Origin of the sequence: Labrys miyagiensis (genome assembly GCF_030160835.1) — a bacterium.
Classification (GTDB): domain Bacteria; phylum Pseudomonadota; class Alphaproteobacteria; order Rhizobiales; family Labraceae; genus Labrys; species Labrys miyagiensis.
In genome coordinates this window covers 43,044-58,797 of sequence record NZ_BSPC01000080.1, presented here as the reverse complement: position 1 = coordinate 58,797, position 15,754 = coordinate 43,044, and the positions used below count along the sequence as shown (strand labels likewise).

Below are 15,754 nucleotides of genomic sequence, written 5' to 3'. Positions count from 1 at the left end.
AAGACCCGCCCCCCGACTACCGCTTGGCCGCGGCCTGCGCCGCCCGGCGGATCGCCGCGATGTTGGCGGCATAGGCCGAAGGCCCGCCCTGGAAGACGAAGGAGCCCGCAACCAGCGCATTGGCGCCTGCCGCGACCACGAGCGGGGCCGTCTCGGGCGTGATGCCGCCATCGACTTCGATGTCGATGTCGCGATGGCCGACCTTGGCCCGGATAGCCTCGATCTTGGCAACCGTCTCGGGAATGAAGGCCTGACCGCCGAAACCGGGGTTGACCGTCATCACCAGGATGAGATCGACGAGATTGAGAACATAGTCGACGACGTCGGGGGGGGTGCCCGGGTTGATGGCGACGCCGGCGCGCTTGCCGAGCTTCCTGATGTGCTGCAGCGAGCGGTGCAGATGGGGGCCGGCCTCGGCATGAATGGTGATGGTATCGCAGCCGGCCTCGGCGAACTCGTCAAGATAGGGATCGGCGGGCGAGATCATCAGATGGGTATCGATCTTGGTCTTCACATGCGGTCGGATGGCTGCCGCAACGCCCGGCCCGATGGTGAGGTTCGGCACGAAATGGCCGTCCATGACGTCATAATGCACCCAGTCGGCGCCCGCGTCCTCGATCGCCCGCACCTCGGCGCCGAGTGACGCAAAGTCCGCGGAGAGAATGGAAGGAGCGATGACAATGGGGCGGGGCATGGGCAATCCTGCTGAAAAAGGCCGAGTTCTACCTGCCAGACCGGGGCGAGCATTGCAATCGATCAGCGCATGAAGTCAGGGGGCGGGCGTGGTTTCCGGGTGCACGGGCATCTTGCCCGTTCTTCCCTCTCGGCAACTGCTGCGGGGCAAGAACGGCAGGATCCCAGTGCATCCGGATTATCCGAAACGCTGCCGCCAGCTTGGCCGGGCCTGCGCGAAGGGCAGGGCAGTCGCCTCGTAGACGGCGCGGGCACAGGCGCGCGCCATCACATGGGCTGCCTCCGTGCCGAGGGAGATGAGATCGACGGGCGCTTCCGCCACTGCGACCCGGCCCGTCGCTGCCGCGAAGACGGTGTCGCCATCGAACGGGGTGTGGACGGGGTGGATAGCGCGGGCGAAACCGTCCTGCGCCATCACGGCCAAATGCCTCGCCTGCGCCTTGGTCAGGCGCGCGTCGGTGGCGACGATGGCAATGGTGGTGTTCTCGGGCTGCTGGCCCTTGTAGCGCAGCTTCAGGGCGTCGGCGGGCCAGGGATGCGGCAGGCCGAGGCCGCCGAATTCCGAACCCCGTTCATAGGGCGCCGCCCAGAAATGAGGGCCTTCGCCGATGGTGACATTGCCGAGCGCATTGACGGCCACGAGCGCGCCAACAGTGTAGGGGCCTGACAGTGCCGAAGCCGAGCCGAGCCCGCCCTTGAAGCTCGCCGTCGTGGCGCCGAAGCCCGCGCCGGCGGTGCCCAGCGCAAAATCGAGCCCGGCCTGCGAGGCAGCCTCGAAGCCGAGATCGCGATAGGGCGGAAAGCGGCCCCAATCCTTGTTGCCGCCATTGATGAGGTCGAACAGGATCGCGCTGGGTACAATGGGCACGTGGGCGTCACCCACCTGGAAGCCGCGGCCCTGCGCGGCGAGCCAGGCGGTGACACCGCTCGCCGCCTCGAGCCCGAAGGCGGAGCCGCCGGAAAGGACGAGGGCGTCGACATGCTCGACCGTGCGTTCGAGGGCCAGAAGATCCGTCTCGCGTGTGCCCGGCGCGCCGCCGCGCACGTCGACGGCGGCGACCGCCGGCTCGTCGAAGATCACCGCCGTGGTGCCGGAGGCGAGGGACGCGTCCTGCGCATTGCCCACCTTGATTCCAGCCACATCCGTGATGAGATTTCGCATGAGACCGGCTCCACCTTGCTAAAGCGTTTTGCGATTTGACGGCATCGGCAAGAATCGCAAAGACGCGTCGAAACAAAGAGTTAGAGCAAAGCAGCGTTTGCGCTTAAACGCGCTTTGCTCCAGGTGCCCTACCGTGGTGAAAGGACCTGTAATGTCAATGCTGCGACATCACTTCCGATCACGAGAGGATGAGGAAGGCGGAAACAACTTGGGCGGGAGTGCGCGGCGCGCTAGAGCAAAGTGTTCGGTGCCGCGCCCGGTGCGTAAGAGTGGATGAGTCGATGGCCGATATTACCGTCCCCGGGGTGTTCCTTGCCGGGCTGTTTTCCTTTCTTTCGCCCTGCGTGCTGCCGCTGGTACCGCCTTACCTGACCTATCTTGCCGGCACGACGCTGGACGAAATCTCAGGCGAGACCATCGACAGGACCGTGCGCCGGCGCGCCGTGATCTCCGCGCTCGTCTTCATGGCGGGGCTCGCCACCGTGTTCATCTCGCTCGGAGCCACAGCGTCTCTGGTGGGCTCGCTGCTGATCTCGGCCCGCAGGCTCCTTGCCCAGTGGCTGGTGGGTGCCGCCAATGCCGGCCTGCTGCCGATGGGCTGGGCGACCTCCGTCGACCCCTTTGCCCTGCTGGCCGGCATCATCATCATCACGATGGGCCTGCATTTCCTCGGCGTGTTCCGTATCGCCGTGCTGTTCCGTCAGGCCCGCTTCGAGAGCCGCGCCACGCCAGGACCCCTCGGCGCCTATCTCATGGGGCTCGCCTTTGCATTCGGCTGGACGCCCTGCATCGGTCCGGTCCTGGCGACGGTGCTGGCAGTCGCCGGCAGGCAGGCGAGCGTGGGCTATGGCGTTCTCCTGCTGGCGATCTATACGCTTGGCCTTGGTCTGCCCTTTGTCGTCGCCGCCTTCGCCATGAACCCGTTCATGCGCTTCCTGCGGGCCTTCCGCGCCCATCTCGGCACGGTGGAAAAGGTGATGGGCGGCCTTCTGGTCGTCGCAGGCCTCGCCTTCCTCACCGGTGGCATGGCCGATTTCTCGATCTGGCTGCAGAGCACCTTTCCCATCCTGAGCAAGCTGGGATGAGGCAGACAATCCGCCTCACGCTCTGTTCGGCCCCGACATCGGGCCGGCAACGGCCATGGTCACGGCGGGTTCGGCCGCTTCCGCCGCCCCGCCTGAAAAGGCCGGACTGGTGACCAGCAGCAAGGTCGCGGCAAGGAGGAGGTGCAAGCGCATCGGGAGCTCGAATCGCAAAGGATTCTTCTCAGAATAGTGGCAAATTTGCTCGGAAACACTCCAGCCATCAAAAAACCCGCCCCGGCAAGCCGGAGCGGGTCTGTCACATCAGATTGTGACGAAGCTTACGACGGATTCTGGAAGTAGTCGATCTTGCCATCATCACCCTTCTTCCAGGTGTACATGACATAACCAACCTTGGTCAGGTCGCCCTTCTTGTCATACGCAAGGTCGCCCATGACGGTGTGGAAGGGCATGCCGGTGTGCATCTGCTCGGCCATCTTCTGCGGATCGACCGACTTGGCAGCTTCAGCAGCCTGCTTGAAGATCTCGACCGCGGCGTAGGAGAACAGCGTGTAGCCTTCCGGCGTGTAGCCGATGGCCTTGAACTGCTTCACGAGGTCGGCATTGGCCGGATTGGCTTCCACCTTGGGCGGGAAGGTCATCTGGGTGCCGATCACGGCGTCGCCGCCGATGGTGGCAAAGTCAGCCGAGGTGATGCCGTCGCCCGAGAGCATGACGGTCTTCATGCCCTGGTCGCGCAGCTGCTTGAGGATCAGCGCGGCTTCGGTGTAGAGGCCGCCCCAGATCAGCACGTCGGTGCCCTGGCCCTTCATCTTGGTGACGACGGCCGAGTAGTCCTTCTCGCCGATGTTGACTTCCTCGATCAGGCCGGGGGTGATGCCAGCCTTCTCGAGGTCGGCGACGGCGTTCTTGGCGAGGCCGGCGCCGTAGGTGGTCTTGTCGTCGATGACGGCGACATTCTTGCCCTTGTAGTTGGCGACGAAGTAGTCGGACCAGACCTGGGCCTGCTGGTCGTCACGGCCGCAGGTGCGGAACACGTTCCACAGGCCGCGGTCGGTGACCTTCTCGTTGGTCGCCGAAGGCGTGATCATGATGACGCCGTTGTCGGCATAGACTTCCGAGGCCGGAATGGTGACGCCCGAGTTGAAGTGGCCGACCACCATGGTCACGCCGTCACCCACGAATTTGTTGGCGACCGAAACGCCCTGCTTGGGGTCCGACTGGTCGTCACCGACTTCCACCTCGAGCTTCTGGCCGAGGATGCCGCCGGCGGCGTTGATGTTCTTGGCCGCCATGTCGACGCCGTTCTTCAGCTGAGCGCCGAAGGGGGCGTTCGGGCCGGTGATCGGGCCGGCGACGCCGAGCTTGATCTGAGCCTGAGCGGCTCCGGCGAAGGCGAGGGCAGCGGCCAGCGCGACGCTCGTCAACAAGAGTTTTTTCATGTGGTTCTCCCAGTGGATGTAACAGAGCCTGTCGACTCTGGCTTAGCGGGATAAAGACACCCCAATGGGACTTATGTTGCCCAGTTTTTGGTGCTTGTCACCCGATTTCGGGGTCCGGAAGGGGACATTACCCTTCCGGAGGATATTTGTAACGTTCGAGGTATGGGCAGACTTTTCCGCCCGGTGAAGCGAGGTTTTATTCAACCGGAGAACGAGCGCTCCAGCCCACGGCGCCCGACTTCTGGAACATCCAGCCATAGCGGCTGACCATCTGGCTCGCCAGCTTTAGGCGATAGGACAGAAGGCCGACGAGCTGGATGTAGATGAAGTCGACCACGAAATAGTGGGGCGAGAACATGTCGCCGCCGAACGGCGCCTGATGCAGGAAGCGCACGCCCGCCGTCAGGATCGTGAGGTAGATGAACAAGGTCGGATAACGGCTCCAGGTGGAGGCGCAGGCCTTGCCCGTCATCCAAGCCGCCCAGCCGCCCATGATGATGGTGACAAGGACGAATTTGAACGCGTTGTCCTCGTAGAGGAAATGATCCATATCAGTGCCCTCCTTCCAGATAGGCCGCGCGGACCTCGGGGCGTGCCAGCAATTCCTTGCCGGTGCCCGACATGGTGATCACGCCGTTGACCATGACATAGCCGCGATGCGCCAGACGGAGCGCATGGAAGGCATTCTGCTCGACGAGGAAGACCGAAAGCTTCTCCGTCTGGTTGAGGACGCGGATCGCATCGAAGATCTGCTTGACGATCAGCGGGGCGAGCCCGAGGGAGGGCTCGTCCAGCATCAGGAGGCGAGGACGGCTCATCAGCGCACGGGCGATGGCGAGCATCTGCTGCTCACCACCCGAGAGGGTACCGCCGCGCTGGGCGGCACGCTCCTTGAGGCGCGGGAACAGCGTATACATGCGTTCCAGATCCTCAGCGAAATGGGTGTTGCCGTCGATTTCGGCGCCCATCTGCAGATTCTCATACACCGTCATGCGCTGGAAGATGCGGCGCCCCTCCGGAGACTGCGCGATACGAAGGCGCGCAATCTCGTGGATCGGCATATGGGTAATGTCCTGGCCGTCGAATGCGATGGAGCCGCTTCGGCATTTGGGGGAGCCGAAGATCGTCATCATCAGGGTGGACTTGCCGGCACCGTTGGCGCCGATGATCGTCACGATCTCGCCCCCGTTGATTTCGACATCAACGCCTTTGAGAGCATGCACCTGGCCGTAATAGGTCTGGACGCCGCGGACGGCGAGCAAGGGATTCGCCATGCTCAATCCTCCACTTCTTCGTCAGAACCGAGATAGGCCGCAATCACGGCCGGGTCGTTGCGCACCTGCTCAGGTGTGCCGTCGGAAATCTTGGTGCCGTAGTTCAGCACCACGACATGGTCGGAGATCCCCATCACCACCGACATGTCATGCTCGATGAGGAGCAGGGAGGTGTCGTGGTCGGCCCGGATCGAGCGCAGGAGCGTGTTGAGGTCGAGACTTTCCTTCGGATTGAGACCGGCGGCAGGCTCATCCAGGCAGAGCAGAACCGGGTTGGTGCACATGGCGCGGGCGATTTCGAGGCGGCGCTGGTCGCCATAGGGCAGGGAGCCCGCAGGATCATCGGCGCGCGCGGTGAGGTTGGTCTTGTCGAGCCAATATTTGGCTTTGTCGATAGCGGCGGCTTCGGCCCGGCCATAGCCGGGCAGCTTGAGGATGCCGGCGATGGAGAAGGCGGAGGCCGACATCAGCGCATTGTGCTGGGCTACGAGCAGGTTTTCCAGAACCGTCATGCCCGCGAACAGGCGGATGTTCTGGAAGGTGCGGGCCACCTTGGCGGTGCGCGAGACATGGAAGTCCGGCATGCGCTCGAGGAGGTAGAGGTGGTCCTGGCCGAGGATGAGCCGCTGGTCGGTGGAGGTCGTCAGGGCGTCGAACTCATCCCAGACGGCGAGACTGCCATGGCGCAGGCCGATACGGCCCTCGGTCGGCTTGTAGAAGCCGGTGATGCAGTTGAAGACCGTGGTCTTGCCTGCGCCGTTCGGGCCGATGAGGGCGGTGATGTCGCCGCGCCCGCAGTTGAAGGTCACCGCGTTGACGGCGGTGAGGCCGCCGAAACGCATGGTGAGCTTTTCAACCTTGAGAAGCGGATCGCTATGCCAGCGATGTTCGGGATGGGCGTGGGACGCCAGGGAGGGATCGATTGTATCTGTCATTGAAGTAGGGGTGCTCATCCGTGACCCTCCTGGACGAGGGCACCCGAGACAACCTTGCGCTCCTTGAGAAATGCGGTTGGCACGCGATTGGAAATGAGGCCGCGCGGTTTCCACAGCATCATGATGACCATGGCGAGGCCGAAGATCAGGCCGCGGTAAAGGCCGGGATCGAAATTGTCGCCGAAGATCTGCTTGAGGAAGTCGAGTTCGCGCAGGATTTCAAGGCCGCCAACCAGGAAGACGGCCGCGATCACCACGCCCAGAAGACTGCCGGAGCCGCCGAGAACCACGATGGCAAGCACCATCACCGATTCGTTGAAGGTGAAGCTTTCGGGGTTGATGAAGCCTTGCTTGGCGGCGAAGAAAGCGCCGGCGAAACCGCCGAACATGGCGCCGGTGGCGAAGGCCGCCAGCTTTGTCTTGGTGGTGTTGATACCGAGTGAACGGCAGGCGATCTCGTTCTCGCGCAGTGCTTCCCAAGCCCGGCCCACCGGCAACTTGCGCATGCGGGTGGTGACATAGGCCGTGGCCAGCGCCATCGCCAGGATGACGTAGAAAAGGAAGACCTTGGTGTAGATCGGCGAGAAGGTCAGCCCGAAAGTGTGGGCGAAGCCAGTTGGTCCCGCCGTGAACGGGATGCCGAAGAAGGAGGGTGGCTTGATCGAGGTGATACCGTCAGGCCCGTGCGTGAAGGCCCGCCAGTTGATCAGCACCACGCGGATGATTTCACCGAAGGCAAGCGTCACGATGGCGAGGTAGTCGCCGCGCAGGCGCAGCACCGGGAAGCCCAGCATGATGCCCCAGAAGGCGGAGAGGATGCCGGCCAGGGGCAGCACTTCCCAGAAGGACAGGCCCCAGTAATAGGACATCAGTGCGTAGGAATAGGCACCCACCGCGTAGAAGGCGACGTAACCAAGGTCGAGAAGGCCGGCGAGGCCAACCACGATGTTCAGGCCCCAGCCCAGCATGACGTAAATCATGATGCCGATGCCGAAGGTGTCGATCCACTTGAGCGAGCCCTTGTCGCCCAGCGCGCCGAGCATCACCAGCGGGAAGGCGACGGCAAGGCCGGCACCTAACCACATCGCCGTCTGCGACACGCTGAAGCGCGAGAGTGCGGCTGCGACCGGCGAGACCCGATCGCTCTTTTCGCGCTTCGGCCTGAGCAGGACGAAGGCGCGCACGGCGACGACGATCGCCACCATCACGCCGGCCTTCACGAAGCCGCCCCAACGGTCATTGAAGGCGAACGCCGCGTTCGTGAAGTTGAACTGCAGGCTGTTGGTGTTCATGTCGGAGTAGGTGGTGAACCCGACAACCGGCACGAAGAGGGCAATCGCCGCGGCTGTCCAGAAGGCGAGATCCTTGAAGAAGCCGATGCCGGAGGTGTTTTCGTTCTTCTGAGCCATCTCACACCTTCTCCACTTCCGGGCGACCCAGCAGGCCTTGCGGCATGAAGATCAGGGTAATGGCAAGGATGGAGAACACCGCCACGTCGCGGTAGGAAGCTACGTCGCCGTTGAACGAGCCCTCCCACAGCTTCTCCACCAGGCCGATCAGGATACCGCCGATCACCGCGCCAGGCAGCGAGCCGATGCCGCCGAGCACGGCCGCCGTGAAGGCCTTCACGCCAGGCACGAAGCCGTCGTGAAAGTTGACGGAGCTGTACGTGACCAGGAACATCAGGCCGGCCACCGAGGCGAGCGCCGCGCCCATGATGAAGGTGATCGAGATCGTGCGGTCGACGTTTACGCCGAGCAACGCGGCCATCTTGCGGTCCTGCTCGCAGGCGCGCTGGGCACGGCCGAGCGAAGTCTTGGTGACCAGGTACCAGAAGACGGCGAGCAGGGCTGCCGTGATGATGAAGACCATGATCTGCTTCAGCGAGATCGTGGCGTCGATGACCTGGCCCTGTGCATTTGTCTCGCTCCAGATCTCGAACTTGCCGCCGAGCGCCTGGTCCACCGCCGCCGGGACTGCCTTGGAGTCGGCGCCCTGGAAGATCTGCACGAAGTTCGACAGGGCGATCGAGATACCGATGGCCGAGATCAGCGGCGCGAGACGGAAGGAGCCTCGCAAGGGCCGGTAGGCGATGCGCTCGATCGCCCAGTTCCACAGGCTGGTCAGCACCATGCCGATCACCAACACGATCAACAGCGCGACGATAACCGAGGATACGCCGAGCAAGGTGATCAGGAACAGGAAGCAGACGAACGCGATGACCGCGGAGAGCATGAACAAGTCGCCATGAGCGAAGTTCACCATGCCGATGATGCCGAACACCATCGTGTAACCTACGGCGATCAGACCATACAGTGATCCGACCGCCAGCCCATTAATGAGCTGCTGTATAAAGAAGGCCATCTAGTACTTTCCCCTCTGCCGCTGCTGCCCTTTTTTCCCTGGCATCCCCTTGTCGGAGATTTTTGCCTAAGAGACAGGCAGTCATGCGACGATTGCCTGTCATAGCAAGCGCTTTGGCGCATGACAATCGCGCGGAAGGCCTGTCGGCTCAACTTTATCGATTTTATGAAATTTTTGGGCAGCGGGGCGAAATTTTCAGCGTCGAATGGCAAAAATTACGCCAAAATGCTGCTCGGGACGGTCGAAATTGGGCCTACAGGCCCCAAAAGCCGCAACCGTTACACGTGTAACGGCTATTAGATTTCGGCGAAATCCACACAAAATTTTTAGAGACCTTACTTTGTTTCCTTGGCGGAAAGAAAGTTGCTGCAAAATTGCGCACGAGGCGTTGAGGCCGTTGTTCCCGGTCCCTTCCACGCAACAAGCGGCTATCGCCATCCCTGTCGCAGATCCGCCAAGGCTTCGGGCGTATCGACATCGAAGCTCGCTTCGGCCGAGGAAACCGCAATCTCGGCCACGGCATCGGCATTCGCCTTCAGAATCTGGCGGCCTCCCGAGTCGCCCTGCAGGGTCTGCAACTCTCCGAAGAAGCGTCGCGACCACAGTACCGGATTGCCCCGCTGGCCACCCGTGACCGGCAGGACGATGTGGGCGCCCTTGCGCGGTTCGAAGGCCTCGATCAGCCGATCGAGCAGCGGCGCGCCGACAAGGGGCATGTCGCCGAGGCCGATCAGGGCCGCCTCGCAGTCGGCCGGCAGGGCCGCGATCCCCGTCCGCACGGAGGTGGCGATGCCTTCGGCAAAGTGAGGGTTGTGCGCGAAGGCGACCGGTAGCCCGGCGAGGGCGGCTCGCACCGCCTCGGCCTGATGGCCGGTGACAACGGTGACCGAGCGCGCCTTTGAGGCAAGACTCGCCTCGACCGCGTGGCGGACGAGAGGCTTGCCGCGATAATCCTGCAGCAGCTTGTTGGGGCCGCCCATGCGGGTGGAACGCCCGCCCGCCAGGATGACGGCCGCCACGCGAGGCGGGCTATCGCTCTCCTCATTACCGCCGGCGCGAGGCTGCGGGCGGCTGACGATTTCCATCAGCAGGCCGCCGACGCCCAGGCCGATAATGTCGGCCCTGGTGACGGGAACCCCGGCGAGAAGCCGATTCAGGATCCAGTCGAAGCCGTTCTCCTTGGGGGATCGGGCGCAGCCCGGCGCGCCGAGGACCGACATGGGGCCGAGTTCTCCAAGGAGCAGCAGGTTGCCGGGATCGACGGGCATGCCGAAATGGCTAATGGCGCCGCCGGCACTCTCGATCGCCATGGGGATGACATCCCGCCGGTCGGCGATCGCCGAGGCGCCGAAGATGATGGCGAGATCGGCCCCTGCTTTGGCGACCTTGTCCAGCGCCGTGGCAAGGGCATCCGCCTGATGCTGCACACGCTCATCCGCGACGATCGAGGCTTTGGCCGGGGCCAGGCGGTCCTTGAGCACCTGAAGGGTCTTGCCGACGACGCTGTCCTTCAGGCCAGGCAGGAGCGTGGAGATCGCCGCGACACGCAAGGGTCGGAAGGGCGCGACGCGGATCGCCGGCTGTACGAGGGTGGCGAGTGCGCGGTCGAGCACCGCCTTGTCAACGGCAAAGGGAATGATCTTGACGGTGCCGATCATCTCGCCCGCCTTGACGGCCGCGAATGCCGGCAGGGTAGCGAAGGTGATGCTCTCATCCACCTCATTGACGGCATCGATCCGCGCCCGGTCGAGCACGAGGACGCCGGCCTGCTCGGCAAACAGGTTGGCGCGGCCGGTGAAAGGATCTTCCGCCCGGACGGCTGCCCCCTTGATCGCCTGGGCGACACGGGCGGCAGCCATGTCCTCGCCGATGTCCTCCTTGTCGAGGCGGGCGATCACAACGGTGCTGACACCCTCGCGGCGCAACGCGGCCACCTCGGCGGGCCCGATCAGGGTGCCCTTCTTGAGGACGAGACTGCCCTTGCGGATGGAGTGAACTGCCACGCCACCGATGGCATCGTCGATCGCGATTTCGCCAAAAAACATTCAATTACAATCGGTTTTGAGTAGAGGCTGACAGATCAGGCGACCTGTCTCGGCTTTTTCTCGCCGCTTTCGAGCCTGAGCGCGGCCGTGATCTCTGCAATGATGGAAACAGCGATCTCGGACGGGCTGATGGCGCCGATGTCGAGCCCGATGGGGGCGCGGATACGCGAGAGCGTGTTGTCGCCGACACCGGCTGCCCGCAGCCTTTCAAGGCGGCGCGCGTGGGTTTTCCGAGAGCCCAGCGCGCCGACATAGAAGCAGCCTCGCTCCAGGGCATGCATCAAGGCGGGGTCGTCGATCTTGGGATCGTGGGTAAGGGCGACGAAGGCCGTGTAGCGGTCGATGCCAAGCGGCGGCAGGGCGACATCGGGCCATTCGGCAATCAGCTCTACATCCGGAAAACGCTCGGGCGAGGCGAAGGCGGTGCGGGGATCGACGACGATCGGTTCGTGGTCCAGAAGGCGGGCGAGCGGTACCAGCGCCTGGCTGATATGGACGGCCCCGATCATCACCAGCCGCACCGGCGGCACATGCATGGTGATGAAATAGCGCTTGCCGTCCTGTTCCACGGTCGCCGACTTGCCTTTTCGCAACTGCTCGGCGAGGGCGGCGGCAAGCGGATCGGCGGCGATGTCGGCTTCGTTGACCAGGCGTTCCTCGCCGCTATCGAGATCGGTGACGAGCGCGGCCGCCTTGCGCTGGGTGCGGGCCAGGTTGAGCGCCTGGAGCGTGGCGAGCTTCATCGGTCAATCCAGCTTTTCGACATAGACGCGGATGGTGCCGCCGCAGGAAAGGCCGACACGCCAGGCCGTTTCGTCGGCCACGCCGAATTCGAGCATCTTCGGCTTGCCTTCCTGGATGACGTCGAGCGCCTCGGTGACCACGGCGCCCTCGACGCAGCCCCCCGAGACGGAGCCGAGGAAATTGCCATCCTCGTCGATCACGAGGTTGGAGCCGGTGGGGCGCGGCGCCGAGCCCCAGGTTTCCACCACGGTGGCGATGGCAACACCTTTGCCCTGCTCGCGCCAATGCTGGGCGGAGGCGAGGATATCGGCATCGGATGCCAGGTTTGCTGCAGTATCACTCATGAAAATGCTCCTCAAATAAGGGACTTAGCCGGCCTTCTTCAGCCACGTCCGCGGATCCGCGGAGGCGTCAGCCTTGCGATCCAGGGCCTTGACCAGATCTCCCATGCTCTTGAGATTGTGTATGGTCCTGAATTCGTCAACATGCGGCAGCATCGCCTTGATGCCGGCGGCGCGGGCCTCGAAAGCGTCGAAGCGCAGCAGCGGGTTGAGCCAGATCAGGCGCCGGCAGGAGCGGTGCAAGCGGTCGAGTTCTTTGGCGAGGCCGTCATCGACCTGGCGCTCCAGCCCATCGGTGATCAGCAGCACCAGCGCGCCCTGGCCGAGCACGCGGCGCGACCAGTCCTTGTTGAAGCGCTCGAGGCAATGGGCGATGCGCGTGCCGCCGTCCCAATCCTTCACGGCCTTGGAAGCCTGCTCCAGCGCCTCGTCGGGGTCGCGCGTACGCAGCGCACGCGTGATGTTGGTGAGACGCGTGGCGAAGACGAAGCCATGCACGCGCCGACCCTTTTCCGAGATCGCGTGCAGGAAATGCAGGAAAAGGCGCGAATAATCGGCCATCGAGCCGGAGATGTCGCACAGCGCCACGATGGGCGGGTGCTTCTCGCCGACTTCCCGATAGGCGATGTTGACGAGATTGCCGCCGCTGCGCATGGCGGCGCGCAGGGTGCGGCGCAGGTCGATCACCTCTTTGCCCCCGGCAATGAGGCGGCGCGTCGGCACATTGTCATAGGGCAGGCGCAGTTGCGCGATCTCGCGCTTGGCCGCCGCGATTTCGGCCGCCGTCATCTGGGCGAAGTCGCGCTGCTTGAGGATCTCGCGCTCCGACATGGTCAGTCGGGCATCGAACTCGACAAGCTGTCTTTCCTCGACCTCGCGCGGCGGCTCCTTGTAGAAGGCATCGTTGACACGCTGCGAGCCCGCCTTGGGCTTGGGCGGCTCCCTGGCGGCGATGGCCTGCGGCGACATCATGGCAATGAGTTTTTCGGTGAGCGCGCGCTGGCGCCAGAACAGCTCGAAGGCCTGATGAAACAGGATCGACTGTTCGTGCCGGGTGACGAACACGCTGTGCAGCGTCCAGTAGAAATCCTGCTTGCCGCCGAGGCCGACGGTCTCCACCGCCCTGATGGCATCGAGTACGGAGGCGGGGCCGACCGGCAGGCCGGCATCGCGCAGGAGCCTCGCGAAATAGGCGATGTTGTCGGCAAGCTTGCCGGGGGTAACGACAGGCGGCTCAGGCGGCGGCATTGTTGCTGGCCTTCACGCCATCGAGCAGCCGCCTGGCCTGGCTGCCGGTCAGGCGGGCGATGTCGTCCTGGTATTTCAGCAGGACGCCGAGCGTGTCGGAGACCAGGGCCGGGTCGAGGGCCACCGCGTCGAGCTCGGTAAGCGCCGTGGCCCAGTCCAGCATCTCGGCGACGCCGGGCGCCTTGAACAGGTCCTCCCGACGCAAGGCCTGCACGAAGCCGATGACTTCGCGCGAGAGCTTGGCCGGCACATGCGGCACCTTGCGGCGCAGGATCTCGAGTTCGTTCTCGGCACTGGGATAATCGACCCAGTGATAAAGGCAGCGCCGCTTCAGCGCGTCATGGATCTCGCGCGTGCGGTTGGAGGTGATAATGACGATAGGCGGCGAGGCTGCCTTCACCGTGCCGAATTCGGGGATGGTGACCTGGAAATCCGAGAGCACCTCCAGGAGATAGGCCTCGAAGGCTTCGTCGGTGCGGTCGAGCTCGTCGATCAGCAGGATGGGCGCGCCGCCAGCCTGCGGGCGCACCGCTTCGAGGATGGGGCGAGCGATCAGGAAGCGCTCGGAGAACAGGTCCGAGCCGAGCGCCGCCCGGTCGACGCCGCCGCTGGCCTCCGCTAGGCGGATCTCCACCATCTGGGCCATGGTGTTCCACTCATAAACGGCCGAGGAAATGTCGAGGCCCTCATAGCATTGCAGGCGGATCAGGGGCCGGTTCAGCGTCGAGGAGAGCACCTTTGCGATCTCGGTCTTGCCGACGCCGGCCTCACCCTCGAGGAAGAGAGGGCGGCCCATGCGCAGGGCCAGAAAGAGCACCGTCGAAAGGTCTCGTCCTGCTACGTAATCGGCCCTGGAGAGCAAGGCGGCGGTATCGTCGATCGAAGTGGGCAAGGCAGACGGCAATTCAATCTCCTGAAGCTCCCGGCACTATAGGACGAGTCAGGCGGGGGCGAAGCAAAACCTTTTGACACGATCTCATCGCGGCAGACGATGAAGGCGTGCCTAAATCACCAAATTCGCTTTCTCGAAACTCTGGCGGTAAAGCGCCGCCGTGGCGGCGTCGAAACAGCAGAAGATGACCTGTGAAGGCGCCGGCGCCAAAGTGGGCAGGGTCTCGATCACCGTTGCGAGCGCGATGTCGGCGGCGAGGTCTGGCGGGAAGCGGTAGATGCCCGTCGAGATGGCCGGGAAGGCTATGGAGTCGATGGCATTGGCGGCCGCGACCTTGAGGCTGTTGCGGTAGCAGGATCGCAGCTTCTCGGGTTCGCCCGCGGCCCCACCATTCCACACGGGACCGACCGTGTGGATCACATGCCTCGCCGGCAGCCTGTATCCCTTGGTGATCTTGGCCTCGCCCACCTTGCAGCCGTTCAGCATGCGGCACTCCGCGACGAGGTCCGGCCCGGCGGCGCGATGGATGGCGCCGTCGACACCGCCACCGCCCAGCAGCGAGGTATTGGCGGCATTGACGATGGCGTCCAGCTTGAGCGTAGTGATGTTGGCGATAACGACGTCGAGCCGGGCACCAGGCAATTGCGCGGAAAACTCGACAGCGGGATCGGCCATCATCTCATTCCATATCGAGGACGGAAGCCGCGTGGGCGGTTCCCGTCCGCAATTATCGACATTCACTTCGCCGCCGCAACCGCGCGCCTGGTCAGCACGCCGATCAGATGGGCGCGATATTCGGCACTGGCATGGATATCACCGTTAAGCCCCTTGGCCTCTATCGACACGCCCTCGAGCGATTTGGCATGGAAGCGGGTCGCCAGCGCCTCTTCGGCCTTGGTGTGGCGGAACACCCCGTCCGAGCCCGCACCCGTGACGGCCACGCGCACCGCGCTGCCCTTTTTGGCGACGAAGACGCCGACCAGCGCATAGCGCGAGGCGGGATTGGGGAACTTCTCATAGGCCGCCTTGGCGGGGATGGGGAAGGAGACCTTGGTGATGATCTCGCCTTCATCCAGCGCCGTGTCGAACAGGCCAGTGAAGAACTCGTCCGCCGGGATCTTGCGCTTGTTGGTGACGATGGTCGCGCCGAGGGCGAGGGCCGCCGCGGGATAATCAGCCGCCGGATCATTGTTGGCGATCGAGCCGCCGATGGTGCCACGGCTGCGCACGGCGGGATCACCGATCAGAAGGGCGAGGGCCGCGAGCGCCGGGAGGGCCTCGCCCACCGCGGCGCTGCTGGCCACCTCGGCATGCGTGGTGGTGGCGCCGATCACGAGGTTGCGGCCCTTCACCTCGATGCCGCGCAGGGCTTCGATCCTGGTGAGGTCGATCAGGGTGGAGGGACTCGCAAGGCGCAGCTTCATGGTCGGCAGCAGCGTGTGGCCGCCGGCGAGCAATTTGCCCTCTTCGGCCTTCGAGAGGGCGGCGACGGCGCCGCGTACGGAGGTGGGGCGCTGATAGGTAAAGGGATACATGGATCATCTCCTGAGGGAGGTGGAATGAATTTGGAG

Annotated in this window: 17 protein-coding genes; 1 reads left to right on the top strand and 16 read right to left on the bottom strand. The window is 64.0% G+C overall.

The window, feature by feature from the left end; all coding sequences use genetic code 11:
• Window positions 1-16: 16 nt before the first annotated feature.
• Together rpe and QQL24_RS33380 are read right to left on the bottom strand one after the other, a co-directional pair.
• Window positions 17-694 (bottom strand): ribulose-phosphate 3-epimerase, encoded by a 678-nt coding sequence (gene rpe, locus QQL24_RS33385; protein ID WP_284316640.1) that lies wholly within the window; start codon window positions 692-694, stop codon window positions 17-19.
• A gap of 177 nt (window positions 695-871) precedes the next feature.
• Complete coding sequence (locus QQL24_RS33380) at window positions 872-1,855, bottom strand: P1 family peptidase (protein WP_284316639.1); 984 nt, start codon at window positions 1,853-1,855, stop codon at window positions 872-874.
• Window positions 1,856-2,136: 281 nt separating this feature from the next.
• On the opposite strand from QQL24_RS33380, the gene QQL24_RS33375 reads away from it, so the two are divergent.
• Entirely contained in the window at window positions 2,137-2,940 is an 804-nt protein-coding gene (locus tag QQL24_RS33375) for a cytochrome c biogenesis CcdA family protein (protein WP_284316638.1), read from the top strand.
• A gap of 15 nt (window positions 2,941-2,955) precedes the next feature.
• Here QQL24_RS33375 and QQL24_RS33370 read toward each other — a convergent pair whose 3' ends face one another.
• The 14 genes from QQL24_RS33370 to QQL24_RS33305 form a co-directional block, all read right to left on the bottom strand.
• Entirely contained in the window at window positions 2,956-3,093 is a 138-nt protein-coding gene (locus QQL24_RS33370; RefSeq protein ID WP_284316637.1) for a hypothetical protein, read from the bottom strand.
• Window positions 3,094-3,218: 125 nt separating this feature from the next.
• Window positions 3,219-4,340: a branched-chain amino acid ABC transporter substrate-binding protein gene (locus QQL24_RS33365; protein WP_284316636.1), complete on the bottom strand. Its 1,122-nt coding sequence runs from the start codon at window positions 4,338-4,340 to the stop codon at window positions 3,219-3,221.
• Window positions 4,341-4,536: 196 nt separating this feature from the next.
• Complete coding sequence (locus QQL24_RS33360; RefSeq protein WP_284316635.1) at window positions 4,537-4,890, bottom strand: DUF6867 family protein; 354 nt, start codon at window positions 4,888-4,890, stop codon at window positions 4,537-4,539.
• 1 nt (window position 4,891) lies between these two features.
• Window positions 4,892-5,614, bottom strand: coding sequence for an ABC transporter ATP-binding protein (locus QQL24_RS33355; protein WP_284316634.1), 723 nt, complete (start codon window positions 5,612-5,614; stop codon window positions 4,892-4,894).
• 2 nt (window positions 5,615-5,616) lie between these two features.
• Window positions 5,617-6,549, bottom strand: coding sequence for an ABC transporter ATP-binding protein (locus QQL24_RS33350; RefSeq protein WP_431310799.1), 933 nt, complete (start codon window positions 6,547-6,549; stop codon window positions 5,617-5,619).
• Window positions 6,550-6,563: 14 nt separating this feature from the next.
• The gene (gene livM, locus QQL24_RS33345; RefSeq protein WP_431310797.1) at window positions 6,564-7,958 is read right to left on the bottom strand and encodes a high-affinity branched-chain amino acid ABC transporter permease LivM; all 1,395 of its coding nucleotides are present in this window, start codon (window positions 7,956-7,958) and stop codon (window positions 6,564-6,566) included.
• A gap of 1 nt (window position 7,959) precedes the next feature.
• A complete protein-coding gene (locus QQL24_RS33340) occupies window positions 7,960-8,913 on the bottom strand; it encodes a branched-chain amino acid ABC transporter permease (RefSeq protein WP_284316633.1) in 954 nt (317 codons plus the stop codon).
• 428 nt (window positions 8,914-9,341) lie between these two features.
• A complete protein-coding gene (locus tag QQL24_RS33335; protein ID WP_284316632.1) occupies window positions 9,342-10,958 on the bottom strand; it encodes an NTP transferase domain-containing protein in 1,617 nt (538 codons plus the stop codon).
• A 35-nt stretch (window positions 10,959-10,993) separates the two neighbouring features.
• Window positions 10,994-11,701: an XdhC family protein gene (locus tag QQL24_RS33330; protein ID WP_284316631.1), complete on the bottom strand. Its 708-nt coding sequence runs from the start codon at window positions 11,699-11,701 to the stop codon at window positions 10,994-10,996.
• 3 nt (window positions 11,702-11,704) lie between these two features.
• Window positions 11,705-12,046, bottom strand: a complete 342-nt coding sequence (locus QQL24_RS33325; RefSeq protein WP_284316630.1) for an XdhC family protein — start codon at window positions 12,044-12,046, stop codon at window positions 11,705-11,707.
• Between the two features lie 24 nt (window positions 12,047-12,070).
• The gene (locus tag QQL24_RS33320) at window positions 12,071-13,291 is read right to left on the bottom strand and encodes a vWA domain-containing protein (RefSeq protein ID WP_284316629.1); all 1,221 of its coding nucleotides are present in this window, start codon (window positions 13,289-13,291) and stop codon (window positions 12,071-12,073) included.
• Window positions 13,278-14,201 carry an AAA family ATPase gene (locus QQL24_RS33315; RefSeq protein WP_431310798.1) on the bottom strand — a complete coding sequence of 308 codons (924 nt, stop codon included), beginning with the start codon at window positions 14,199-14,201 and terminating at the stop codon, window positions 13,278-13,280. Before QQL24_RS33315 ends, QQL24_RS33320 begins: the two co-directional genes overlap by 14 nt.
• 93 nt (window positions 14,202-14,294) lie before the next feature.
• Window positions 14,295-14,858, bottom strand: coding sequence for an O-acetyl-ADP-ribose deacetylase (locus QQL24_RS33310; RefSeq protein WP_284316627.1), 564 nt, complete (start codon window positions 14,856-14,858; stop codon window positions 14,295-14,297).
• A gap of 62 nt (window positions 14,859-14,920) precedes the next feature.
• Window positions 14,921-15,718, bottom strand: coding sequence for an FAD binding domain-containing protein (locus QQL24_RS33305; protein WP_284316626.1), 798 nt, complete (start codon window positions 15,716-15,718; stop codon window positions 14,921-14,923).
• Window positions 15,719-15,754: the final 36 nt, after the last annotated feature.